Raw genomic sequence first — 23,756 nt, forward strand, 5'->3', positions numbered from 1 at the left:
ATTCATAATCATATAGTTTGTTCTTCAATCTTCACCTTTGCAGCCGCGGTTACACAATCGAACCCGAGACGGGGCAACAAACTAGGGATGAGTTATTATTTTTCTGCTGCATTATTTTACACAAACTACAGTATATGATAGATCATCCATGAATGTCAAGATAATTAGTATGTAAAAACGCTTTACAAACCTAGGCTCTCTTTATAAAATGAGAAGGTATGTGCAAATGGAAAAAAGTGAAGGAAGTTTAAGGAGAAAATCAATGAATCCGGTATCACCATTATTTGAGAAAATCGATGCTTCAATTGAAAAGAAGGCGAACCTTTTTGAAAACAGCTTTTCACGTTACGCTGTTCGAGCGGTTCTTGCCTGTTTGTTTTTGACTTTAGGAACGGCTGTGGCATTTGCGATTGCGATGAAGGGGGAAGATATCGCGCACGGTCTAGGAAAGATTTTATACGCATTTATGTTCAGCTGGGGGCTGGTCATGATTCTATACATGAACGCCGAATTAGGAACATCGAATATGCTTTATATGACCGTGGGTGTTTTTCGGCAGAGACTTGCTTTAAGTAAGGCAGCCAAGATTCTATTTGCCTGTATTTTTTTCAATATGATTGGCGGTATGTTATGTGGATTTCTTATTTCTATGACTACGCCATTTCAAGATTTAACGTTGGACAACTTTATGTTAGAATCAATAGCAGTAAAACTAGCAAAACCTGCAACAACGATTTTGGTGGAAGGGATGTTTGCGAATATCGTTGTCAATACCGCTGTACTGATTAGCATGCGGATGAAAGAGGATGCTGGGAAAGTAATCACGGTCGTATTCATTATTTTCATTTTTGCTTTTTTAGGATATGAACACGTGATAGCGAATTTTCCTGCCTTTACGCTTGCTTACTTTGCTTCTCATGGTCAGATGGATGGAATGACAGCCAGTAATGTGTTACATAATTTGTTTTTTGCTTTGGCAGGGAATTATATTGGTGGCGGTTTAGTGATGGGACTGGGTTATGCTTGGCTGAATCAATCAAAATCATCCTATGTGGACTAAAAAGTCGTTCATTAAGGGAGGAAATACTATGGAAGTGTTAGTTTTTCCAAAAAATGAAGAAAAAGCGTTACAAATGGAAAAGTACATGAAAAATCTCTTTCCTTTTGCTGGAGTACCTAAGCCGGAACGCGCTCTTTTGCAACAGCCGTTATTGGATGAAAGCAAACATTTATCTGTTTCTGAAGTTTTAGCTTTTGTTCATTACTATTATGAACAAATCGAAAGAGAATATCAGTATGTGGCGATCGATTTAGTCCAAAAAAACATCAAACGGTTTACCTTTGAAGAGCTAGTTACATTGTTACCACTAGTCCAGAAAAAAGAATGGTGGGACAGCATCGATTCTTGGAGAAAAGTATACAGTACATGGTGTAAATCCCATCCAGAGCAACGTAAAGAAGTCTTTCAGTTGTTCGAAAAAAAGGAAGATTTCTGGTTGCGTCGAATAGCAATCACGTTGCAATTAGGTTATAAACAGCAAACAGACACAGCACTATTGATTCGAGCAATAGACGAAGACCGTCAAACAAAGGAATTCTTTATCCAAAAAGCAATCGGTTGGGCATTGCGTGATTATAGTAAGACCGATGCTGCTTGGGTAAAAAGTCAGCTGACAACAGATTTGAGCAAGTTAGCTGTTCGAGAGGCAAGCAAGTATTTATAAGAAAGCGAGACGACAAGAGATGAGACGCAAATTATTTGCTTTTGATATTGATGGAACGTTGTTAGATTCAAATAAACAAGCTTTAGATAGCACGAGAGAAGCATTGGAAAAATTACGCAAAGCCGGTCATCTGGTCACGATTGCTACAGGGCGGAGTCGATTCCATGCGCAAGAAGTCATTCGAGATCTGGATTTTACGAACTACATTTTATGTAATGGAGCGGCCGGTTTTTTAGACCATGAACAAGTATATAAGAATTTACTAGATCGCGAACAGTTAGATGCATTCGTCCAGGAAGCGCATCATGAACAGATCGACACAGCTTTTGTCAGCTTAGACAATATCAAACGTTCTTCTTCCAATGATGTAACGGTGATGGAAGAGGCGATGCATTCTTTCGGCGCTGTCTTGCCTGAACTAGATCAATTTTTTGCAGAGGAACAAGAAATCTATCAAGCGTTAGCATTTTTCGATCAAACCTATGATGGAAAATTCTCTTCATATGATAAGATCCGATTTGTCCGTTGGCATGAGAACAGTGTAGATGTCGTTCCCCAAAACGGTTCTAAAGCGGCGACGATCCTACACTTAGCAGAACAAGTAGGTATCCCGCATGAAGATATTATCAGCTTTGGTGACGGACAAAATGACCGTGAAATGTTGCGTATGTCAGGAATCGGAATAGCTATGGGGAATGCTGTGCCAGAAGTACAAGCAGAAGCCAAGATGGTCACTGATACAAATGATCAAGATGGCATCTGGAAGGCATTGAAAGAGTTAAGTGTGATTTAAAAGAGGTTGTGAAAAAGCTGTCCTGCATCAAGTAATAAGAACAGATTTATGAAAATTGTTTCTCAAATTTTTGAAAAATTTCGGCTTATTTCTGAAGAAGCAGCAGATGGAACAACGTTTATTCGGGAAATGGGACTGTGACAAGATTTTTGCCACAGTCCCATTTATTTATTTTATTTTTCAAATCTAAGAAATATCAGGAAAGTGTTCCTTTTGTTTGACCTTTTCTTTCTTATTGAAAACAACTATAATATAGAGTGATGTTAAAAGAGAAGAGGAATTTAGTGTGCGGGTATTGTTTATTGGTGATGTAGTAGGTTCAATGGGACGAGAGATGATTACTGAATATCTTCCTAGGTTGAAGAAGAAGTATCGTCCGCAAGTAACGATCGTAAATGGTGAGAATGCCGCTTCTGGACGTGGAATCACAGAAAAAATCTATAAAAAATTTTTGCAAGACGGTGTAGATGTCGTGACGATGGGAAATCATACGTGGGACAACCGCGGGATTTTTGAGTTTGTAAATGAAGCCAAAAAGATGGTTCGGCCGGCAAATTTTCCGGAAGGGACGCCTGGACAAGGGATGGTCTTTGTCAAAGTGAATCAGATCGAATTGGCAGTAATCAACATGCAAGCTCGTTCTTTCATGGTGGACTTGGATGATCCTTTTCGTAAAATGAAGGAACTAGTAGAAGAAGCTAGGAAACGTACGCCAATCATTTTTGTAGATTTTCATGGAGAAACAACAAGTGAAAAACAAGCGATGGGCTGGTTTTTAGATGGGAAAGTTTCAGCAGTGGTCGGTACACATACACATGTCCAGACAAATGATGCGCGAATTTTGCCAAAAGGTACAGCGTATCTGACAGACGTTGGGATGACAGGACCCTACGATGGTATTTTGGGTATGCGCAGAGAACCTGTGATCGAAAAGTTTCTGACCGCATTACCAAAACGTTTTGAAGTTGTCGAACAAGGCCGATCGATTTTAAGCGGCTGTATCTTAGAATTGGATGATACGACAGGTCATGCAAAAGAAATCCAGCTGATTCAAATCAATGAGGATCGACCGTTCATGGAGTAGAAAGAGAGGCAGTTTTTTGCAGCAGGAGCCGGAAATTCAAAAAGAAGTAAGGAAACTGACAAAACTTTTAAGAGAAAATGAAACGATCATTCGCTACAAAGCACTTGAAGAAAAGATCCAGCAAAACCAGTATTTAGCTGAGTTGAGAGAGAAAATCAAACAAGCGCAAAAAGAAGCTGTTCATTTTGCCCACTATGACAAACCAGCAGCAGAACAAGAAGCAATCAAGCGAGCGGATCAATTCATGAAAGAATTTGATCAGCATCCGCTTGTTATAGCTTATAGAAAACAGCTGTTGGAAGCAGATGATCTGCTTCATCATTTAACAACGATGATACAAGAAGAAATCAATGGACAAATAGAGGAGGAAAAACATGCCTCAAAAAACTAAAAACACTCCTATGATGGAACAATATCTAAGCATCAAGGCACAATACCAAGATGCTTTTTTGTTCTATCGTTTAGGAGACTTTTATGAATTATTTTATGAAGATGCGATCAAGGCATCACAGCTTTTGGAATTAACGTTGACGAGCAGAAATCGAAATGCAGAAGAACCTATTCCTATGTGCGGTGTACCTCACCATGCAGCACAAGGATATATCGATACCTTGATTGAAAAAGGCTATAAAGTAGCAATTTGCGAGCAGGTAGAAGATCCAAAGACGACTAAAGGGATGGTCAAGCGCGAAGTGATTCAGCTAGTCACTCCTGGTACAGTCATGGACAGCAAAGGATTGTCGGCAAAAGACAACAATTTTTTAACAGCTGTAGTTAGTCAAGGAAATGAATTTGGCTTTGCTTATGCCGATCTAAGTACGGGAGAATTGAAGACGGCTCGGTTGCATGATGAAGAAGCTGTTTTAAATGAAGCCTCTGCATTGCAGACAAAAGAACTCGTATTAGGTAGTGAGATCACTGATACCCTTCGTGAACAGCTAAGCGGGCGTTTAGGGCTAGTCTTTTCTCAACAAAATGAAATGGAAGAAAATGCCGAATTTAGCTTTTTGACAAGTGAACTAGTCGATCCGCTGGAAAAAGAAGCAACTGGTAAACTATTGACTTATTTAGCGGTGACACAAAAGCGGAGTTTAGCTCATATCCAAAAAGCAGTAGAATACCAACCAGATCATTTTTTGAAAATGGATTATTATTCAAAATTCAACCTAGAATTAAGCCAATCTATTCGGACTGGGAAAAAGCACGGCACCCTTCTATGGTTATTAGATGAAACAAAAACAGCAATGGGTGGCCGCTTACTAAAACAATGGCTAGACCGTCCGCTTATCCAGGCAAAACAAATTAAAGCAAGACAAGAAGTGGTCGCTTCTTTGCTAGACAGTTATTTTGAACGTATCGATTTGCAGTCAGCATTAACGAAAGTCTATGATCTGGAACGCCTAGCAGGTCGAGTAGCTTTCGGTAATGTCAATGGGCGAGACTTGATCCAGTTGAAAACTTCTTTAGAACAAGTGCCAATGATCAGAGGGTTGATTGAAGGAATTGATCAAGGTCAATGGCAAAGTCTGCTTTCAGAAATGCAACCGATGGACCATCTCGTCCAATTGATTGACCAAGCTATCCAAGATGATCCGCCGTTACAAATAACGGAAGGAAACATCATCAAAGATGGATTCAATGAGCAGCTCGATACGTACCGTTCTGCTATGAGAAACGGAAAGAAGTGGCTAGCAGAACTTGAAGCAAAAGAGCGTCAAGAAACAGGAATCAAGAACTTAAAAATCGGATTTAACCGCGTTTTCGGTTATTATATAGAAATCACAAAAGCAAATCTTGGGAATGCAGAACTGGAGAAGTATGAACGAAAACAAACCTTAGCAAATGCAGAGCGTTTCATCACACCAGAACTAAAAGAATTGGAGACACAAATCCTCGAAGCAGAAGAAAAATCTGTTGATTTAGAATATCAGTTGTTTTTAGCTGTGAGAGAAGAAGTCAAAAAGGCTATCCAACCGCTACAAGTACTTGCAAAAGCAATCAGCGCAGTAGATGTGCTACAAAGTTTTGCAACAATCAGCGAACGCTATCAGTATGTTCGGCCAGAACTTGTCAGTGACAAGCATCAGCTTCTGATCAAAGACGGACGACATCCTGTAGTAGAAAAAGTATTAGGACATCAGGAATATATCCCTAACAGCGTAGAAATGGCAGAAGACGAAATGATTTTGCTGATCACAGGACCGAATATGTCTGGTAAAAGTACGTATATGCGCCAGTTGGCATTAACTGTTCTGATGGCGCAAATGGGCTGTTTCGTTCCGGCAAAACAAGCAATTTTACCTATTTTTGATCGGATTTTTACCCGAATTGGTGCAAGTGACGACTTAATTGCTGGACAAAGTACTTTTATGGTAGAGATGATGGAAGCCAATCAAGCCCTACGTTATGCGACGCCAAACAGTTTAATTTTGTTTGACGAACTCGGGCGAGGAACAGCAACCTATGACGGAATGGCGTTGGCCCAAGCAATCATCGAATATATCCATCGTCATGTACAAGCAAAAACACTCTTTTCTACCCATTATCATGAACTGACGGTACTTGAAAAAGAACTTCCGCAGCTTAAAAATGTCCATGTTGGAGCTGTTGAAAAAGACGGAGAAGTTGTCTTCTTGCATAAAATGATGGATGGACCTGCGGATAGAAGCTATGGTATACATGTGGCAAAAATCGCAGGATTGCCTGCCAATCTACTTGAGCGAGCAGCAGATATCCTGCATACGCTAGAAAATGGCGATAACGGACACCATACTGTTCCAGCTGAAATAGGAGAGAAGACTAAAACAGCCAAACAGGAGCAAATAAAACCACCTGCAGAAAAAGTAAACCAAGACCCTATACAAGACAGTGTCAAAGAAGAAACCCAACAACTTTCTTTATTCGGTGAATTATCCGAAAATGAAACAGAAGTCATTGAATCACTGAAGCAAATAAATTTACTAGAAATGACGCCAATGGATGCACTAAACACATTATATGAATTACAAAAACAACTGTAGGAAGAAGGCGGATATCGATGGCCAAAATCCAAGAATTATCTGAACGTTTAGCTAATCAGATCGCTGCGGGAGAAGTAGTGGAACGACCAGCTTCTGTCGTGAAAGAATTAGTGGAAAATGCAATTGACGCCGGTAGTACTCAGATTGATATCTTAGTTGAAGAAGCGGGACTGCGGACGATCCAAGTGATTGATAACGGAGAAGGCATTTTGGCAGACGACGTAGAGAATGCCTTCAAGCGGCACGCGACAAGTAAGATCCATAATCGTGACGATCTTTTTCGCATACGAACGCTGGGCTTTCGAGGGGAAGCTTTGCCAAGTATTGCCTCTGTTTCTGAGATGATTCTGGAAACGGCGAATCAGGAAGAAAAACAAGGTACTTATCTTTTGCTCAAAGGTGGCGAGGTCATGGAGCATCGGCCAGCACCTCTGCGTCAAGGAACGAAGATTACCGTCAGCAACCTGTTCTTCAATACGCCAGCCCGCTTGAAATACGTGAAAACACTGCATACAGAATTAGCGAACATCGGGGACATCGTCAATCGTCTGGCATTAAGTCATCCAACAATTGCTTTTCGTTTAGTACATGATGGAAACAAAATGTTGGCAACTGCTGGAAATGGCGATCTGAAACAAACGATTGCGGGAATCTACGGATTATCTACCGCTAAAAAAATGTTGAAAATCGAAGGAAAAGATCTAGATTTTGAGTTATTTGGTTATGTTTCATTGCCAGAGGTGACTCGTGCCAGTCGGAATTACTTATCGACGATCATCAATGGACGTTTTATCAAGAATTTTTCCTTAAATAAAGCAATCGTTGCAGGTTATGGATCAAAATTAATGGTCGGCCGTTTTCCTATTGCTATATTGGAAATCAAGATGGACCCGCTTTTAGTCGATGTAAATGTCCATCCGACGAAGCAGGAAGTCCGGTTGTCGAAGGAAAAAGAACTAACAGAGCTAATTAGTAACGCTATTCAAAAAGCATTGTCACAAGAAAACCTGATTCCAAGTGCCGCGGATAATCTACGGTTCAAGAAAAAAGTACCAGATCAGCCTAAAACGGAACAAATCGAAATCGATTTGTCCTATGCTTTTGAAGAAGAAAAACCTAAAAAGCCAAGTAGTTTGAATTTTGACCGAGAGACAGGAACCTTTTTTGTAGAAGAACCAAAGAGCACATTTGTTGACAGATCTGTTGATAAGTCTGTGGAAAATGTTGAAAACTTTTCTGGCTTTTCTGAAGGAAACACTAGTTATCCAGAAAAAACAGCGAAAACGGTGGATAAGTTTGGTGAAAATGTTGATAACTTTGTAGAAAAAACAGTGGAAAAATCTGAAAAGAAAGAAATTCCTACTGTGGATAACACGAAAGAAACAAATAAAGAACAGATAGATATATCCTTAGAAGAGAATGAACAGATTTACGAGGAAGAATTGACACTGCATCCTGAATTTGATTTCACTCACGGAAACGACAAAACATTAGAACAAGCGATCAAGAAACTAGAAACGGAAACACCAGTTCAACGTTTTCCTCAATTGGAATATTTTGGACAGATGCACGGAACGTATCTTTTTGCCCAAAGTAGCGACGGATTGTACATCATCGATCAGCATGCTGCTCAAGAGCGTATCAAATATGAATATTTCCGGGAAAAAATTGGGGAAGTATCTGATGATCTACAAGAATTACTTGTTCCATTTGTGTTGGACTATCCAAACAGTGATGCTTTGAAACTAAAAGAGCAAAAGCATTTGCTAGAAGATGCAGGGATTTATTTAGAAGAATTTGGTCAAAACAGCTTTATTGTACGGGCCCATCCTACTTGGTATCCCAATGGTGAAGAAGAATCGATTATTCGCGAGATGATCGACATGCTATTGACGACAGGAAGTGTGAGCGTAAAAAAATTCCGTGAAGCAACAGCAATCATGATGAGCTGTAAACGATCGATCAAAGCCAACCATTATTTGAATGAAGCACAAGCACGTGTGCTGCTGAAAGATTTAGCACAATGCGAAAATCCATTCAATTGCCCCCATGGCCGCCCAGTATTGATTCACTTTACCAACTCGGATATGGAAAGAATGTTCAAACGGATCCAAGATCCGCATTAAGTCAGAGAGAAGAGGGAAACATGAAGATTATACTAGCGTCCCAATCACCAAGAAGAAAAGAGTTATTGGCTCACATCGTTTCAGAATTCGAGATCGAACCTGCTGATATTGATGAAACGCCATTTCCAGACGAACTGCCAGTCGATTATGTACGCAGAATGGCTGAAGAAAAAGCACGAACTGTTTGGGAACAAAAAGAAAAGAAAGACAGCTTAGTGATTGCTAGCGACACGACTGTTGTTCTCAACCAGGAGATCATGGGTAAACCAGAAGATATGGCTGAGGCTGAAGTCATGTTGAAAAAATTAAGCGGGGAAACACATACTGTATACACAGCAGTTGTTTTAAAAACAAAGGAGCGAGAAGAACGAATACTAGCAGAAGCACATGTCACTTTTTATCCACTGACAGATGAAGAAATCAATCGTTACTTGGAGACGGGAGACTATGCGGATAAAGCAGGGGCATGCGGCATCCAAAATGCTGCCAGTGTATTCGTCAAAGAAATTTCTGGAGATTACTACAGTATCGTAGGGTTTCCGATTGGTGCTGTCAATCAGGCACTGAAAACATTCAATTAAACAAAAAAAGCGGACTATCTGATTTTCGATTGAAATCCATGATAGCCCGTCTTTTTTATTGAAAAGATTACTTATCTACTCTGACTAAGATTTTACTTCAGCGTTACCGACTGCTTCGCCTGGGCGAACAAGTCCTGATTGGTCAAGGGATAGACCAGCAACTTTTTCGTTATTAGTTAAAGCAACAATAATGTCAGTTTTCTTACCAGCTTGTTCTATTTCTGGCAATTCCATTTCAGCAATCAGAGTTTCTGGTGTGACAAGATCTCCTTCTTTCACGAATACAGTGAAAGGAACGCCTTTTAGTTCAACGGTATCTAATCCCATGTGAACGAGTACTTCCAGCCCCTCATCAGAAAGAATACCAATGGCATGTTTTGTTTCAAAAACACTCGTCACTTTACCATTTACTGGTGCATAGACTTTGCCATTTGACGGTTCGACAGCATAACCGTCACCCATCATTTTTTGTGAGAAAACTGGGTCATTTACTTCAGTAATTTCCTTGATGTTCCCAGCAGCCACTGCGAATAATGTTTCTTTTGTTGCAACTGCCGTACCAGTTGCTGAAACAGGTTCAAAAGACTGTGGCATTGCTGTTGCACCATTCGCTGTTTGAAGCTGTACATCAGCAGCATTTTCAGGAACAGCAGGATCAATCTTATTCAAGATTCCCTGGCGTCTAAAGACGATCGTCAAGCCAAATGGAATGATGATAGCGATGATCATTGCGATGATGAAAGGTACCCATGTTTCTGCTTGGATAGCTAGTATTCCTGGTAACCCACCTACTCCGATCGCGTTTGCTCGAACATCCATCAAGTTGGCAAACATGCCAGCTAATCCAGAACAGACCATTGCTGCGACGAAAGGATAGACGTATTTCAAATTGATCCCGAACATAGCAGGTTCAGTTACGCCTAAGTAACAAGAAATCATTGCTGGAATCGAGATTTGTTCTTCTTTTTTGTTTCCACGATGCAAGAAGACGATGGCTAAGACTGCAGAGCCTTGGGCGATATTTGATAAAGCAATCATCGGCCATAAATTCGTTGATCCGAAATCTGCAATCAGCTGCATATCAATCGCATTGGTCATATGGTGGAGACCAGTAATTACTAAAGGTGCATACAGGAACCCGAATACAGCACTAAACAACCAGCTGATAGAAGACGTCAACCCGGTATTTACGATAGTTGAAATCCAGCTTCCGACTGTCCAACCGATAGGACCTAAAATAACGTGAGCAGCTAAAACAGTTGGTAACAATGAAAACAATGGAACAAAGATCATTGAAATCGACTGAGGGATATATTTGCGGAAGAAGATCTCTAGATACGCTAACATAAACCCTGCCAGCATAGCTGGAATAACTTGTGCTTGATAACCGATCATTTGGACTTGAGCAAAACCAAAATCCCAAAATGGAATATCTGCTGCAGCTGTGGAAGCTACACTATAAGCATTTAATAATTGCGGAGAAACTAATGTAATTCCTAAAACGATTCCTAATATTTGTGTAGTACCCATCTTTTTCGCAATACTCCAAGTGATACCTACTGGAAGAAAATGGAAAATTGCTTCACCTGGCAGCCATAAAAAGGCATTGACGCCATTCCAAAATTGCGAGTGTTCAACGATCGTTCCACCAAGACTTTCAAACTGGATACCTTCAAGTACATTTCTGAAACCAAGGATCAATCCGCCGACGATAATTGCAGGAATCAGTGGTGTAAAGATTTCTGCCAAGACGGCAATGGCGCGTTGTACGGGATGAAGGTTTTGTTTTGCTGCTGCTTTTCCTTGTTCTTTAGAAACCCCTTCAACTCCGGATACTGCAACGAAGTCGTTATAAAAAGTAGAAACATCATTTCCTATGATGACTTGGAACTGCCCAGCATTCGTGAACATCCCTTTCACACTAGGAATATCTTCGATTGCTTTTTGATCTGCTTTTCCAAGATCATTTAGGACAAAACGCATACGAGTTGCACAATGACTAACTGCAGCAATATTTTCTTTTCCGCCGATATCATGTAGCAGTTTCTCGGCATCTGCTTGATACTTTGCCATATCAATAAACCCCTTTCTTTTAACTTGTCTATGCAAGTTACTTCTTCGTTTACTATACTTTTTTTCGGGAAGAATTGCAAGCGTTTTATCCAAAAACGTCCAGAAAAATGATATCGTTTTAAAAAGCATAAAATAAGCTTTTCTTAAAAAGAGGAACATTGAAATACAAAAAGAGCTGTAGTATAGTGAAGAAATGATGGAAGAACGAGTGAGGGAAAAAACATGAACAAGTTCAATGAAATTTTTTTAGATTTGGAACAGAAAATTTTAGCGAAAGAATATCCTCCGCATTCGCTTTTGCCTAGTGAGAACCAATTGATCAAAATCTACGGTGTTTCACGAGAAACAATTAGAAAAGCACTGAATCTTTTGACGACGGAAGGATATATTCAAAAAAAACAAGGAAAAGGGTCGATCGTACTAGATCGAAACCGCTTTGATTTTCCTATTTCTGGGCTGACAAGCTATAAAGAGCTACAGGAAACCCAACGTATTCCAAGTGAAACGATCGTTCATACGTTAGAAGAAACAGAAGTAACAAAATCACTGAATGAGATTACTGGCTGGGAGATTGGTGCACCTGTCTGGCATTTGATACGCGAAAGAAAAATCGATGGTGAAGTGGTTATATTAGATACTGATTATCTATTAAAGGAGATCGTTCTTCATTTAACCCCAGTACAAGCACAAGGGTCGATCTATGAATATTTTGAAAATGAGCTTTCTTTAACGATTGCTTACGCACAAAAGGAAATCACAGTAGAAGAAGTAACAGATATCATGAAAACAACGATGGATCTTCACGATGACACTTACGCAGTAGTCGTCAGAAGTCTTGTTCATTTGGAAGATACCCGCTGTTTTGAGTATTCTGAGTCGGTACACCGATTAGATAAATTCCGTTTCGTTGAGTTTGCCCGGCGCCGAAAAGTGTAAATGATTCGAAAGAAAGCAAATTGTTGGCATCTGTCTGCTTTGGCGCTATGATAGGAACACAAAGGGGGCATTTTTAATGGATAAACCAACAAGACCAGAAAAAGAAGAACTGAAAGAAAAATTATCACCGATGGCTTATGCAGTCACACAAGAAAATGCAACAGAACGTCCATTTACCGGAAAATACGATGATTTTTACGAAAAAGGGATCTACGTCGATATCGTCAGCGGCGAACCGTTATTTAGCTCTGCGGAAAAATATGACGCTGGTTGTGGCTGGCCATCATTCAGCAAACCAATAGCGAAAAGACAAGTACGTGAAAAAGCCGATTTTTCTCATGGCATGCATCGAATAGAAGTCCGAAGCAAAGAAGCAAACTCTCATCTCGGACATGTATTTACCGATGGCCCAGTAGATAAAGGCGGTCTGCGTTACTGCATCAATTCTGCCTCACTAAAATTCATTCCCTATGAAAAGATGGATGAACTCGGTTATGGCGAATACAAATCACTGGTAGAATAATGAAAATATAAAAAGAGCGGTACAATACGGGGATTCACTCGATCGTCCGCTCTTTTTTATTCAAGCGATTGCTATTTGAAAGAAACGCTCCCCAGACTCCTTTTTTCACAAGGTGAAATGTGCTACAATAAAGGGAACGTATGTGTGCAAAAGAAAGAGGACTAGAATATGTATGAATATCTGACAGGTGTGGTTACCTTTATCAACCCCTATTACATAGTAGTAGAAACCAATGGTATCGGCTACCAGATCGCACTAGGAAATCCTTACCGCTACAGCAGCAAACTAAATCAAAAAATAAAAATTTATGTCCATCAGGTGATCCGCGAAGATGCACATCTTTTGTATGGATTTGATTCTTTAGAAGAAAAACAACTGTTTTTGCGATTAGTCAGTGTTTCAGGAATCGGTCCAAAAAGTGCTCTTGCGATCATGGCAAGTGAAGACCACTCCGGTTTGATCCAAGCAGTGGAATCCAGTGATGTCACTTATTTGACAAAATTTCCAGGGGTAGGGAAGAAGACGGCGCAACAAATGATCTTGGATCTAAAAGGAAAATTTGGTGAGCTGAGTATCGATACGCCCTTCAGTCTATTCGATGAAGCAACTACAAAAGACGCTACCGCTCTATCTGAAGCAATGGAGGCTCTCTCAGCTCTTGGTTACAGTGATAGAGAAATCAAACGTGTAGAAAAACAATTAAAAGAAGTCGATAATCAGACAACGGATGAGTATTTACGCCAAGCACTCAAGCTGATGATGAAAAAATAAGGAGGAGACCAAATGACAGATGAATACTTGTTATCACCAGAAACTGGCGAAAATGAACTGAGTTTGGAAAAATCTCTTCGTCCGCAGTTGCTTTCTCAGTATATCGGGCAGAGAAAAGTCAAACAAGAGCTTCAGATCTACATCGAAGCTGCCAGAAATCGGGAAGAACCATTAGATCATGTTCTGTTGTATGGGCCTCCTGGATTAGGGAAAACGACGATGGCTATGGTCATTGCTAATGAGATGAACGTGAACATTCGTACGACAAGCGGCCCCGCTATCGAACGTCCGGGTGATTTAGTAGCGATCTTAAATGAACTGGAAGCAGGGGATGTCCTATTTATCGATGAGATCCATCGATTGCCTAGAGTAGTAGAAGAGATGCTTTATTCGGCCATGGAAGATTTTTATGTAGACATCATGGTAGGACAAGGACCAACCGCACATCCGGTCCATTTTCCTCTTCCTCCCTTTACTTTGATTGGGGCGACGACGCGAGCAGGTATGCTTTCTGCACCTTTACGCGATCGATTTGGCATCATTTCACATATGGAATATTATGACGAACAGGATCTGCAGGAGATCGTTTTACGTTCTTCGGATATTTTTCAAACAGAGATCATTGAAGAAGGGGCATTGGAAATTGCTCGCCGATCGCGAGGAACGCCTAGAATCGCGAATCGCTTACTCAAACGGGTTCGTGATTTTGCACAAGTTCAAGGAGACGGGAAAATCGATCGTCCTATAGCAGATCAGGCTCTTACTTTGCTACAAGTCGATCAAGCTGGTTTGGATTATGTTGACCAGAAATTGTTACGGACGATGATCGAATTATATGGCGGCGGACCCGTAGGATTAAGCACGCTTTCCGTAAATATAGGAGAAGAACGAGAAACAGTCGAAGATATGTATGAACCGTACTTGATCCAAAAAGGATTTTTAAAGCGTACACCTAGAGGGCGAATGGCTACGGCTTATGCTTATGAACATTTCGGATACGACTATCATATGTGATTTTTGCTTTTAGATTGGAGGAAAATGAATGAGTGATACAACACGTACGAAACAATTGATCAAAAACGTATTGATTGATTTGTGCCAAACACAATCTTTTCGAAAAATCAGCGTCCAAAAAATCGCAAATGAAGCAAAAATCAATCGTCAAACATTTTATTATCATTTTACAGATAAATACGATTTGCTTCGTTGGGTCTATTGTGAGGATGCCTTGCATTATTTAGACCCGCAATGTCTTACTCTTGATAATTGGGAAGAGCAAGCATTGAAAATGCTGAAAGCAATTGCTGAAAAGAAAGAGTTTTACGCAAATACTGTGCTTTCTGACCAAGAAATTTTACAAAAAGAATTCTCTCAACTAATCCAAAAATCTTTTATCAAGATTTTTGAGCAAATGGATGAAGAAAGACAGCTTTCTGCAAAAGATAAACTATTTTATGCTCGTTTTTTTTCTTACGGTTGCAGCGGCGTGTTAGTCAATTGGATCACGAATGAATATGAAGAAACACCGATGGAAATCGCTATGCAGCTTTTCCGTTTAGCTAAGGATACGGAATTATACTCTTATCGTCTTTATGCAAAAGAAGAGTTGGAAGAACAGTAATAGAAATAATCTTTCGTTGAAAAAGCCATGATCGTTAAAAGGAGATGGGAAAATGACAAAAATTTTATTTGTTTGTTTGGGAAATATTTGCCGTTCACCAATGGCAGAAGGCTTGTTGAAGAAACGAGTAGCATCAGAAGGAAAGGAAGCAGAGTTTTTTGTGGATTCTGCTGCTACAAGTACGTATGAAGTTGGAAAGACACCGCACCCTGGAACGAAAAAAATATTAAACCAAGAAAATGTAGATATGACGAATATGGTTGCTCGTCAAATCACACCCCACGATTTTGAAACTTTTGATTGGATCATTGGCATGGATCAAGAAAATGTAGAAGAACTGAAAAGAAGAGCACCACGATCAGCACAGGAAAAAATCCATTTGTTTTTAAGTAGCATCCCTGGAAAAGAAAAAGAAAATGTTCCTGATCCATACTATACCAATAACTTTGATGAGACATATCAATTGATCACAGAAGGGTTAGATCATTGGTGGAACATTTGGATGGATGAAAATAAAATAACAAACACTTTCTAAGATTAGCGCTTTCTTTTTTTAGAGACGTTAGAGCATTTCCTTGTTTTTTTGTAAAATGTTAGGTAAAATAAGATTAATTAAGTAACACTTTCTTAGCTAAAGGAGGAGTGCATTCGATGAACGAAGAGACAGTATCACCAATGAAGAAGCTTACGAAATTAGTTACTCATACCTCGTATCAACTTTTTGATTCTTTTGTAAATGACACTGAAGAACATGCTAAGAATGTACGATTGCAAGGAAAGTTTATTCTTGAGCTGCAAAAAGCTGCGACTGAACATAGTTTAGTTATCTTACAAGTAAGAGCGAATCGTTTGAGTAGCAAGTATGAAACGATCTCAGGTTGGGTGGCGACAAAAACGGTCGAAAAAGACCGAGTAATGATCCGCCTACAAAACGAAGAGCAGCAGATCCGCATGGTTCCCGTAGAACAAATTGAAAAAATAACAATCCTTTCGCCAGCAGGAGAACAGGAACGGTTATCAAAATAATTTATACCAGATAGAAAAGCACGTATGAGCTTGTACCATCAATCATTACTAATCAAAAATAACCGAATGCTTTAAGCGGATATCGATAAAACGAAACGTTTTACGATGAGTATCACAGCATGAGAGCATTCGGTTGATTAGTTGAATCGATTGTATGGGACAAGTTTTTTTGATAAAAAAAGGTCCTGCTAGCCGGGGAGCTAGCAGGATAAGGAGTTAAAAATGAAAAAGTGTTGTTAGGGTTGTTTGTTGGTATGCTTATATAATAGTCATTAGTTGTGAATATTTTGTGACGAAAGTTTTCGAAAGTTGTTAAGTTTTTTTGCGAAATTTATTTTTATATCATGTATTTGTCTAAAATTTTATACTATAAAAAGATACGTTGTGCAATCAGCTACCCTTTGGTATTAGTGCAAAAAACGGTAAAATAGCTCCTTATATTTTGCTGTTTTGCTTTTCTAATACTTAAGCCAAGGCGCTGATTTCACAACCTTTTTTTACAAATCAAGCGATTCCCATGAGTCAAGAACTATCTTTTCTTCAAAAAGAAATAATAGGAATAGAAGCCTTGATAGTTGCGATAAAATAAAAATGGATAGATAAAATTCGAGAGAAACATGTATTGACGTAGCAGATGAAAGGGTCAGATTTGTTAGTGTATCAGGAGTGCCGTTAGAAGAACAAAAGGAGAGAAAAGATGGAATTATTAGAAAAAGAAAGTATTGATTTTTATTTGGAGCGTGATTGGACCGTGTTACGGTATGCTTTTTTCAAGGAAGAAGAGTATGACGGGCTAAATAGTCATCAGGAGGCAGTTTTAGAATTTCTCAATTACTCAAATAGATTGTGTGTTGCCAGGTCATGGCGGATTAGCGAAAGGCTTCTCGTAGTTTCTAAAAAAATATATGCACAAAAACTTTACGAATTCAGAGAAGAAAAAATCAACTATACGGATATCCGATTTTTTAACAAGATGAAAGAGTATCCTATTTATGTGAATAAAGAAATGATGAAGGCGGAAAGAATCACGCCTGAATCATTCTGGGCTGAGGATGGTATCTATCGGACTTCTTTTCTTGATGCGCCTCAAGGAGCGGCAGGAACGGAAGAAGAATTTAACCAGTTGAATGATCGTCTTTTCCCAGATAAAGATCATCTGCATATTTACCTTTGGAATAATGAATTTACGAATTATTATAATAATGGTCGTTATTGGGATGGCGCTTATGTGTGGTCAGTGTATGACGAAAAAAGAAAGCGATTTACTGTTTTTGATGCTATATTGGTATTGGATTGAATTACTTCATAATAGTGAGATAGCGAGAATCTACATCTTTAAAATCCTCATGTAATGAAACGAGAGGTAGTAAAAATCGGAGGAGGACAAAATGAAACTTTTGAAGGAGGTAACAGATCAATTATACAAGAAGTATATTCTAGATTTAGATTATGTTATTTTATCTGTATCAGATTATCAAGGATTAGATAGCCATCAAGAAGCTGCAATCATATTACTGAAATATGTAAATAATGAATGGTATAAAGGTGTTAGAGGGACAAAAACTATACGTAAACCTACGCCGTTTGTAGAGTTCATATTCCAAAAATGGTTACAGCAAAAAATGAAAGGTAAACCATCGGGTATGACTTTTCGTGAATATTTTCGTGAGCGTCGGAGTTTAAAAAGAACTGTAGATAACTATTGGCGAACGGAAAAGCCGATAAAAATGAGATTAGTACATACCGACTGGATATCTTTTGATCATGTGGCTGGTTACCCAATTTATTTGAATAAAGAGCGAATGATTCCATCGCCCATCGATTTTGAAGAAATGCTTCAGCCAGAAAGTCTTTATGAAAAGGTTTTTTTTGAAACGCCTTATGGACTTTATGTAACAAAAGAAGAATATTTAGAGCTGAATAATTATTTGTTCCCTAATAAAAAGAACTTAGTAGCCTATAGCTGGAATGACAGTTGGTCTAGTTATTTCACACCTGGGAGAGGATGCCGTGGAGCGCATATGTGGACGATTTATGACTCTTTAGAAAAGAGGATGGTTGCCATTGGTACTTCAACGACGGATTAGTTTATATTTGTAAGAGTTAGCTAATATTACTGAATATAAAATGTATCAAAATAAAAAACCCGCGTTGCGGGTTTTTTGTAGACTGTAGACAAAGAAAAAAATTTCTTTGTTCTACAGTTTTTCTGTTACAATTAAAGAAAACGTTTGCTTTTAGAGGAGGAATGTATAATGATGTCCAAACAAACAATGGATAGTCGGATGGAAGAAGCCAAAATTTCGCTAGATGCACTTGTTCCTAAAAATCATTTGGTCCGTAAAATTGATAAATCATTGTCATTTGATTTTATTTATCCAGCTGTCTTCTTTTTATTGGCTTACTTTTTGAAATACTGTTATAACTTTCACAAATAACTTCTCAACCAAACTCTCATGCACTCTTTCCAAAAAAATATACGCTCTGACTTTCATAAACAATTGTCGTTAGTTGATCTAACAGTAATTTTCCTGTTTGTTCATGTCCAAATTGAGGAACTGTATTCAATAATAGATTATCACCTTGTCTAGGTTTTCTCACCATTTTTCATTACCTATAGCTTCACCTAAATTTTTGAATTACCATGTGATTTCTTTCGTCAGTGTAATTTTCAAATAACTGTTCAATCGTTAGCTCATTTTCTAAATTTACTACGAGTATTGTGCCCTGATTAATTTGATTTATTAATAAAATTTAGTTAATAGAGTGATAGAAAAAAGCTTCTTACAAACCGATTTCTCCCTTAAATCCTCATTATACAATGATTCTTTCTAATCGACTTGAGGAACTATATCCATTGGAATAGAATAAACTACATCAAATATACTGATAAATTTTCTTGATAGAAATATATTAGTGATGTTAGTATCATATCTTAAACATCTTTTCGTAAAGACAGAAATAAATTAAACTTATCTACGAGAAGATGTTGTAAACGGCCAAGTTAAAATGTAGAAAAGGGGGTGCGGACGTTTTCTTGCACCTTTATTCTATAAAATACCTAACTGTTTACGATAATCTATCGAGCTAAGTCCAACCAGCGAGCATTTGATTTGTTTCTGATTGTACCAAAGAATATACTCGTCTAACTCAGCGATGAATTGATCAATAGAGACCAATTTCCAATCATGACCATAAAAAAATTCATTTTTAAGACGACCCAAAAATCCTTCACAGGCTGAATTGTCTGGAGAATATTCTTTCTTTGACATTGAACGAATTAAATTGCCTTGTTTCATTCGTTCAATCCATCCTGGCCAGCGATAATGTGCTGCCCCACGATCAGAATGAACAATAGGAGAGTTCCCTGGACTCAAAGTAGCCACGGCGTTGTCTAACATAGAATTGACCATTTCAGCATTCGGTTTTGTACTTATAGTCCAACTGATAACCGCACCGTCAAAACAGTCGATTATAGGTGACAGATACACTTTTCCTGAAGGAATGTATTGTTTATTTTTCTCTGTAGATAATTTATTTCTAGCTAAGTAATATAATGACGCCGATTGTAAAATTAAGCTAGACAACTAAAAAAGTCATTTGTGCTACACTCAAAATAGTTCCGACCAAAGAATTATAAGGAGTGAGTACAAATGACCTATACCCATCTTACAACGGATGAACTTGTAATAATAGAGTCTTATTTCAAAATTAATCAATCTGTTGCTAAAACTGCCCATTGCTTGAATCGTTCAAGACAAACGATCCATAAAGTATATCTGTTCTTCAAGCAAGGAAAATCAGCCTTAGAATATTATCAACAGTATAAGAAAAACAAATCAAACTGTGGTAGACGTCCGCTTGTTTTACCCGAGGAACAATCAGAATATATTCAAAGAAAGGTTGTTCAAGGATGGACACCCGATGTGATTGTTGGTCGTGCAGCGTTTCCTATTAGTTGTTCTGCTCGTACCATTTATCGTATGTTCAAAAAGGGGCTATTTGATTCTTCTGACTTACCGATGAAAGGCAAGCGTAAACCGAATGGACATCAAGAAAGACGTGGAAAACAAACTTTCCGCCGCTCTATTCATGAACGTGAAAAGGATTATAGCCAATTCTCAAATGAGTTTGGTCACCTTGAAGGTGACACTATCGTAGGTCTGAAACATAAAAGTGCTGTAATTACCTTAGTTGAACGATTATCAAAAGTTATCATCACATTGAAACCGTGTGGTAGACAAGCGATTGATATTGAAAAAAAATTAAATCAATGGTTTGAATCTGTACCGAAAAACCTATTCAAATCCATCACTTTTGATTGTGGAAAGGAATTTTCAAATTGGAAACAGATCAGTAATGTCAATGATATTGCCATTTATTTCGCTGATCCAGGAACGCCGTCTCAAAGAGGCCTAAACGAGAATTCTAACGGATTGTTACGTAGAGATGGTTTATTGAAATCTATGGATTTCAATTCAGTAGATGAATTTTTTATTCAATCTGTCGCATCTAAACGAAATAATATTCCTAGAAAATCACTGGATTATCGAACACCTTTGGAAGTATTTTTGAGTTACGTAAGTATTGATGATCTGTCTAACTTAATTTGACAATTAAGATGAATAAAAAATAGAGATCAAAAACTTAAAAGTTTTTGACCCTTTTGATTTATTTCTTTTACTTACTTCTTAAAACTATCTAAAATCATTTTTTTTACTTAGATGTCGCTCATTTAATGTGAACCCAATAACAGCAACTAATAGCGCTATAACTGAAAGTATAACATCGTAAGAAGTTATATCATGAAATCTAAGTATAGGTGAAACTAATGTAACAAGACTGCACAAAAATATTCGTTCGCTCCTATGAGATTGCGGATCATACGTCATACTTTTCCATGTTACATTTACGATATTTTTGCGTAGCAAATATGTCCACAAAACAATCACTAATAGGATAGTTACGACAATTAGAATCCACGCAATCAAACCATAATACTTAATTTGCTGTATTAGAGAAGATGCTATTACCAAAAGTACATATAGTCCAATCAACCCTATATATCTCTTTTTCTTATTATTAGCCATCGCTAAACACCCTCTCTTTAAATGCACCGATTAATTAGGAAGCTTTCCAAGTTACATGATCTAAATACATATAAATTGCACCACCTGAAGGATGCGCCTGAACAGCTGTAATGGATTCTTTACAACGACTTCTAAAGCCATTGAAGCCAAGTCCTACAAAACCGCCAACAATACTACCAGGTATTCCACCTAGAGCGCTTGAAAAGATTGCTATTGCATCTCCAATTGCTCCCATTCCATAAGTTTTATTAAACATTGCAATTAAATTTTTTACCATCTGCTGTTGATGTATATCTTATTTTAACACCAATATAGATAATTGACGAAGTATATCGAAGATTAGGACTGTTTGGATCAAGAATATGTTCATTTCCATTCTCGTCAATTCCTATAATTTCAAAATTTTGAAAATCATTTTGATCTAAAATAGAAGATGCTCCCAATGTTTGGTTCAATGTTACCGGTAATGTAGTTGAATTTGTAGTCGTAGCAGTGGATGTTGGAACCTCTGCCGCTGAAGCAGTTACAGTTGGAACAACTGTCGATCCAATAATAGAAACACCCAGTGTAGCAACAACAATTTTCGACACAGTTTTTAACATAAGTACACCTCTTCATTATATAATTTTTAACTAAATCTCAGGACTAGAAATTTCTTTTTCATTCCTCTTTTCACCTCAGTATTATCCTAAAAAATAGTATTTGATAAAGAATAAATATTTAATAAAATAGAACACAAGCTCAGAAAACAACCTAGTTTTTTAACAGATTATCTTTGCTTCTGATAAATTGTCGTTTAACCTATGTCTATTTAACTATCTCTTTTAACTCGTCAGGCATATCAGGTTCATAAGTCGCTAAAAAACAGCAATTTTGAATTGAATGACTGAAAATACTTAGTGCTAGAGTTGCTAAACATCCTAAAAGAACTCTATTCAACTTTAAAACTTTTACCAACACGATACCTCCTCTTTAATTCATTAAGTAATACCAATAAGTTACTGATAAAAACTCCCCAAACCATGAATACCGTTAGGTCTGTAAAAGGTGATAAAACACAAAGAATTAGAATATTGATAGTTGTTAAGAGAGGTTTTATGCGACTGTGATTTCCTACATCCTTACCAACGTATTTAGTATATGAAGGAGCAAACCGCCATGTCACAGCGATGAAAGTAATCGACACAATAACCAACCCCAATAAAGAGAACCTAAAATTCATCCAGTTTAAAAGAACAGCTGAGATAGGGAAACTAAAAATCCCAAAGAGAGTACATATCAAGCTGTTTTCAAAATGAAATCCATAGTTATTATGTCTCAAAATGCAAAAAGTAACATGAGATAAAAGCGTTTCCAAAAACACCCCGAAAATAATAGCACTTAGATATATGGCGAGCGCTTTAGATAAATTAACAATTAGAATTGTCAATCCATAATTAATTTTGAGAGAATCTTCTCTAGAGAATTCAAAATAGTTTACCATTTTTTTTAAAAGCAAATCAGATAATCTCTCTTCGATACTATTTCCCATTGGATTGCTCCTCTCTTACAAAAACAATGATAATACAGAAATTGAATCGACAACGAAACTTTCAAAAGAAACGGTTTTCATTTCATAAGTGTTAAGATAATGTTTTTTGCTTCTCTTTTAATTTAAATAGTAACCCTTTTAGATAACGTACTGATACATTACATTTTTGTCCATCAATCATTTGAATTAATTTTGTTTTAGTATTGACTACTTCAATATTGTTAATATTAACCACAGTAGACTGGTGACAACGATAAAATGCACTGTTGTAAGCAGAAATGTCCTTGATATTTGCATAAAATTCTAATTGCCGATTAAGCAAATGAACACTCAATTTATGAGCTACAGGTGTTGTTTCAAAAAATAAAATGTCATCTATTACAAGCTTGATGTCTGTGTAATTACTGCGTATCAGGATAAATTCTCGTTTATCAGGAGAAAACTTACTAATCCGATCAACGGTAGTATTTATTACTTCGATTATCTTTGGTTTAAGTTCCTCTTCACTCTTTTTCTGAATGAAGTCTAAAGCTTCAACTTTATGCAAAAAAGAAAGAAACGCCATCTCAGTATGGCTGGTGATGAAAACAATTTTTGCATGCGGATAACTTTCTCTTAACTGAGATGCTAAGATTATCCCATTCATTTCATGATTTAGTTCAATATCTAGTAAAAATAAATAATCATGTTGTTCCTGCGTTCTCCACTTTAGAATATCGTTTGGAAGATCAGTAGAAAGTTCTAATCGAGCATCTAAATCTACCATCATCAAATAATTCTTTACAATACGTTCAATTGATTGCCGTTGATCCTTATTATCCTCGCAAATAAATATCTTTAGCATTTGTATTCTCCTT

25 protein-coding genes and 3 pseudogenes are annotated in these 23,756 nt (G+C 37.8%); 19 read left to right on the forward strand and 9 right to left on the reverse strand.

The window, feature by feature from the left end:
* Positions 1-208: 208 nt before the first annotated feature.
* The 8 genes from AC1F25_RS10795 (at position 209) to AC1F25_RS10830 (ending at position 9,328) form a co-directional block, all read left to right on the forward strand.
* A complete protein-coding gene (locus AC1F25_RS10795; RefSeq protein ID WP_002316577.1) occupies positions 209-1,060 on the forward strand; it encodes a formate/nitrite transporter family protein in 852 nt (283 codons plus the stop codon).
* 28 nt (positions 1,061-1,088) lie between these two features.
* Entirely contained in the window at positions 1,089-1,724 is a 636-nt protein-coding gene (locus AC1F25_RS10800) for a DNA alkylation repair protein (protein ID WP_002309795.1), read from the forward strand.
* A gap of 19 nt (positions 1,725-1,743) precedes the next feature.
* A complete protein-coding gene (locus AC1F25_RS10805) occupies positions 1,744-2,517 on the forward strand; it encodes a Cof-type HAD-IIB family hydrolase (RefSeq protein ID WP_002309794.1) in 774 nt (257 codons plus the stop codon).
* Positions 2,518-2,803: 286 nt separating this feature from the next.
* On the forward strand, positions 2,804-3,601 hold the full coding sequence (locus tag AC1F25_RS10810) for a TIGR00282 family metallophosphoesterase (RefSeq protein WP_002290518.1): 798 nt from the start codon (positions 2,804-2,806) through the stop codon (positions 3,599-3,601).
* On the forward strand, positions 3,576-3,992 hold the full coding sequence (locus tag AC1F25_RS10815) for a YlbF family regulator (RefSeq protein WP_002348044.1): 417 nt from the start codon (positions 3,576-3,578) through the stop codon (positions 3,990-3,992). The genes AC1F25_RS10810 and AC1F25_RS10815 overlap by 26 nt, the downstream gene beginning before the upstream one ends.
* Positions 3,976-6,621, forward strand: coding sequence for a DNA mismatch repair protein MutS (gene mutS, locus AC1F25_RS10820; RefSeq protein ID WP_479994099.1), 2,646 nt, complete (start codon positions 3,976-3,978; stop codon positions 6,619-6,621). Before AC1F25_RS10815 ends, mutS begins: the two co-directional genes overlap by 17 nt.
* Before the next feature lie 17 nt (positions 6,622-6,638).
* Positions 6,639-8,747 carry a DNA mismatch repair endonuclease MutL gene (mutL, locus tag AC1F25_RS10825; protein WP_002309791.1) on the forward strand — a complete coding sequence of 703 codons (2,109 nt, stop codon included), beginning with the start codon at positions 6,639-6,641 and terminating at the stop codon, positions 8,745-8,747.
* Between the two features lie 20 nt (positions 8,748-8,767).
* Positions 8,768-9,328 (forward strand): Maf family protein, encoded by a 561-nt coding sequence (locus AC1F25_RS10830; protein WP_479994100.1) that lies wholly within the window; start codon positions 8,768-8,770, stop codon positions 9,326-9,328.
* An 84-nt stretch (positions 9,329-9,412) separates the two neighbouring features.
* Here the strand turns inward: AC1F25_RS10830 and treP are convergent, their stop codons facing one another.
* Positions 9,413-11,401: a PTS system trehalose-specific EIIBC component gene (treP, locus tag AC1F25_RS10835; protein WP_479994101.1), complete on the reverse strand. Its 1,989-nt coding sequence runs from the start codon at positions 11,399-11,401 to the stop codon at positions 9,413-9,415.
* A 222-nt stretch (positions 11,402-11,623) separates the two neighbouring features.
* On the opposite strand from treP, the gene treR reads away from it, so the two are divergent.
* The 10 genes from treR to AC1F25_RS10885 all read left to right on the forward strand — a co-directional run bounded on the left by treR (position 11,624) and on the right by AC1F25_RS10885 (position 18,716).
* Positions 11,624-12,337, forward strand: coding sequence for a trehalose operon repressor (gene treR / locus AC1F25_RS10840; RefSeq protein ID WP_002313961.1), 714 nt, complete (start codon positions 11,624-11,626; stop codon positions 12,335-12,337).
* A 76-nt stretch (positions 12,338-12,413) separates the two neighbouring features.
* Positions 12,414-12,860 (forward strand): peptide-methionine (R)-S-oxide reductase MsrB, encoded by a 447-nt coding sequence (msrB, locus tag AC1F25_RS10845; protein ID WP_002309788.1) that lies wholly within the window; start codon positions 12,414-12,416, stop codon positions 12,858-12,860.
* A gap of 168 nt (positions 12,861-13,028) precedes the next feature.
* A complete protein-coding gene (ruvA, locus tag AC1F25_RS10850) occupies positions 13,029-13,631 on the forward strand; it encodes a Holliday junction branch migration protein RuvA (protein WP_002309787.1) in 603 nt (200 codons plus the stop codon).
* Between the two features lie 12 nt (positions 13,632-13,643).
* Positions 13,644-14,645 (forward strand): Holliday junction branch migration DNA helicase RuvB, encoded by a 1,002-nt coding sequence (gene ruvB, locus AC1F25_RS10855; RefSeq protein ID WP_002309786.1) that lies wholly within the window; start codon positions 13,644-13,646, stop codon positions 14,643-14,645.
* Positions 14,646-14,673: 28 nt separating this feature from the next.
* Complete coding sequence (locus AC1F25_RS10860; RefSeq protein ID WP_002290530.1) at positions 14,674-15,252, forward strand: TetR/AcrR family transcriptional regulator; 579 nt, start codon at positions 14,674-14,676, stop codon at positions 15,250-15,252.
* A 52-nt stretch (positions 15,253-15,304) separates the two neighbouring features.
* Entirely contained in the window at positions 15,305-15,787 is a 483-nt protein-coding gene (locus AC1F25_RS10865) for a low molecular weight protein-tyrosine-phosphatase (protein WP_151669023.1), read from the forward strand.
* 116 nt (positions 15,788-15,903) lie between these two features.
* Positions 15,904-16,278: a hypothetical protein gene (locus AC1F25_RS10870; protein WP_002289815.1), complete on the forward strand. Its 375-nt coding sequence runs from the start codon at positions 15,904-15,906 to the stop codon at positions 16,276-16,278.
* Between the two features lie 697 nt (positions 16,279-16,975).
* Positions 16,976-17,575 (forward strand): hypothetical protein, encoded by a 600-nt coding sequence (locus AC1F25_RS10875; RefSeq protein WP_047929629.1) that lies wholly within the window; start codon positions 16,976-16,978, stop codon positions 17,573-17,575.
* A 91-nt stretch (positions 17,576-17,666) separates the two neighbouring features.
* The gene (locus AC1F25_RS10880; protein WP_047929630.1) at positions 17,667-18,365 is read left to right on the forward strand and encodes a hypothetical protein; all 699 of its coding nucleotides are present in this window, start codon (positions 17,667-17,669) and stop codon (positions 18,363-18,365) included.
* A 168-nt stretch (positions 18,366-18,533) separates the two neighbouring features.
* Positions 18,534-18,716, forward strand: coding sequence for a hypothetical protein (locus AC1F25_RS10885; protein WP_047929631.1), 183 nt, complete (start codon positions 18,534-18,536; stop codon positions 18,714-18,716).
* Here AC1F25_RS10885 and AC1F25_RS10890 read toward each other — a convergent pair.
* The 3 pseudogenes from AC1F25_RS10890 to AC1F25_RS10900 form a co-directional block, all read right to left on the reverse strand.
* Positions 18,672-18,882 (reverse strand): annotated as a pseudogene (locus tag AC1F25_RS10890) (hypothetical protein). The gene AC1F25_RS10885 and the pseudogene AC1F25_RS10890 sit on opposite strands and share 45 nt — an antisense overlap.
* Positions 18,876-18,987 (reverse strand): annotated as a pseudogene (locus AC1F25_RS10895) (AbrB/MazE/SpoVT family DNA-binding domain-containing protein); the annotation flags it as partial. The pseudogenes AC1F25_RS10890 and AC1F25_RS10895, both read right to left, overlap by 7 nt.
* Before the next feature lie 341 nt (positions 18,988-19,328).
* A pseudogene (locus AC1F25_RS10900) lies at positions 19,329-19,784 on the reverse strand (transposase); the annotation flags it as partial.
* 147 nt (positions 19,785-19,931) lie between these two features.
* Here AC1F25_RS10900 and AC1F25_RS10905 point away from each other — a divergent pair.
* Positions 19,932-20,891: an IS30 family transposase gene (locus AC1F25_RS10905; RefSeq protein WP_002336308.1), complete on the forward strand. Its 960-nt coding sequence runs from the start codon at positions 19,932-19,934 to the stop codon at positions 20,889-20,891.
* Positions 20,892-21,402: 511 nt separating this feature from the next.
* Here AC1F25_RS10905 and AC1F25_RS10910 read toward each other — a convergent pair.
* The 5 genes from AC1F25_RS10910 to AC1F25_RS10930 form a co-directional block, all read right to left on the reverse strand.
* Positions 21,403-21,645 (reverse strand): hypothetical protein, encoded by a 243-nt coding sequence (locus AC1F25_RS10910; RefSeq protein WP_479994102.1) that lies wholly within the window; start codon positions 21,643-21,645, stop codon positions 21,403-21,405.
* Positions 21,617-21,970: a hypothetical protein gene (locus tag AC1F25_RS10915; RefSeq protein WP_479994103.1), complete on the reverse strand. Its 354-nt coding sequence runs from the start codon at positions 21,968-21,970 to the stop codon at positions 21,617-21,619. Before AC1F25_RS10915 ends, AC1F25_RS10910 begins: the two co-directional genes overlap by 29 nt.
* A gap of 205 nt (positions 21,971-22,175) precedes the next feature.
* Positions 22,176-22,328 (reverse strand): cyclic lactone autoinducer peptide, encoded by a 153-nt coding sequence (locus AC1F25_RS10920; RefSeq protein WP_002335130.1) that lies wholly within the window; start codon positions 22,326-22,328, stop codon positions 22,176-22,178.
* The gene (locus tag AC1F25_RS10925) at positions 22,300-22,899 is read right to left on the reverse strand and encodes an accessory gene regulator B family protein (protein ID WP_002313964.1); all 600 of its coding nucleotides are present in this window, start codon (positions 22,897-22,899) and stop codon (positions 22,300-22,302) included. The genes AC1F25_RS10920 and AC1F25_RS10925 overlap by 29 nt, the downstream gene beginning before the upstream one ends.
* Positions 22,900-22,990: 91 nt before the next feature.
* Positions 22,991-23,743 (reverse strand): LytR/AlgR family response regulator transcription factor, encoded by a 753-nt coding sequence (locus AC1F25_RS10930; RefSeq protein ID WP_002309780.1) that lies wholly within the window; start codon positions 23,741-23,743, stop codon positions 22,991-22,993.
* Between the last annotated feature and the right edge of the window lie 13 nt (positions 23,744-23,756).

This window comes from Enterococcus sp. M-BR2 (assembly GCF_056612775.1).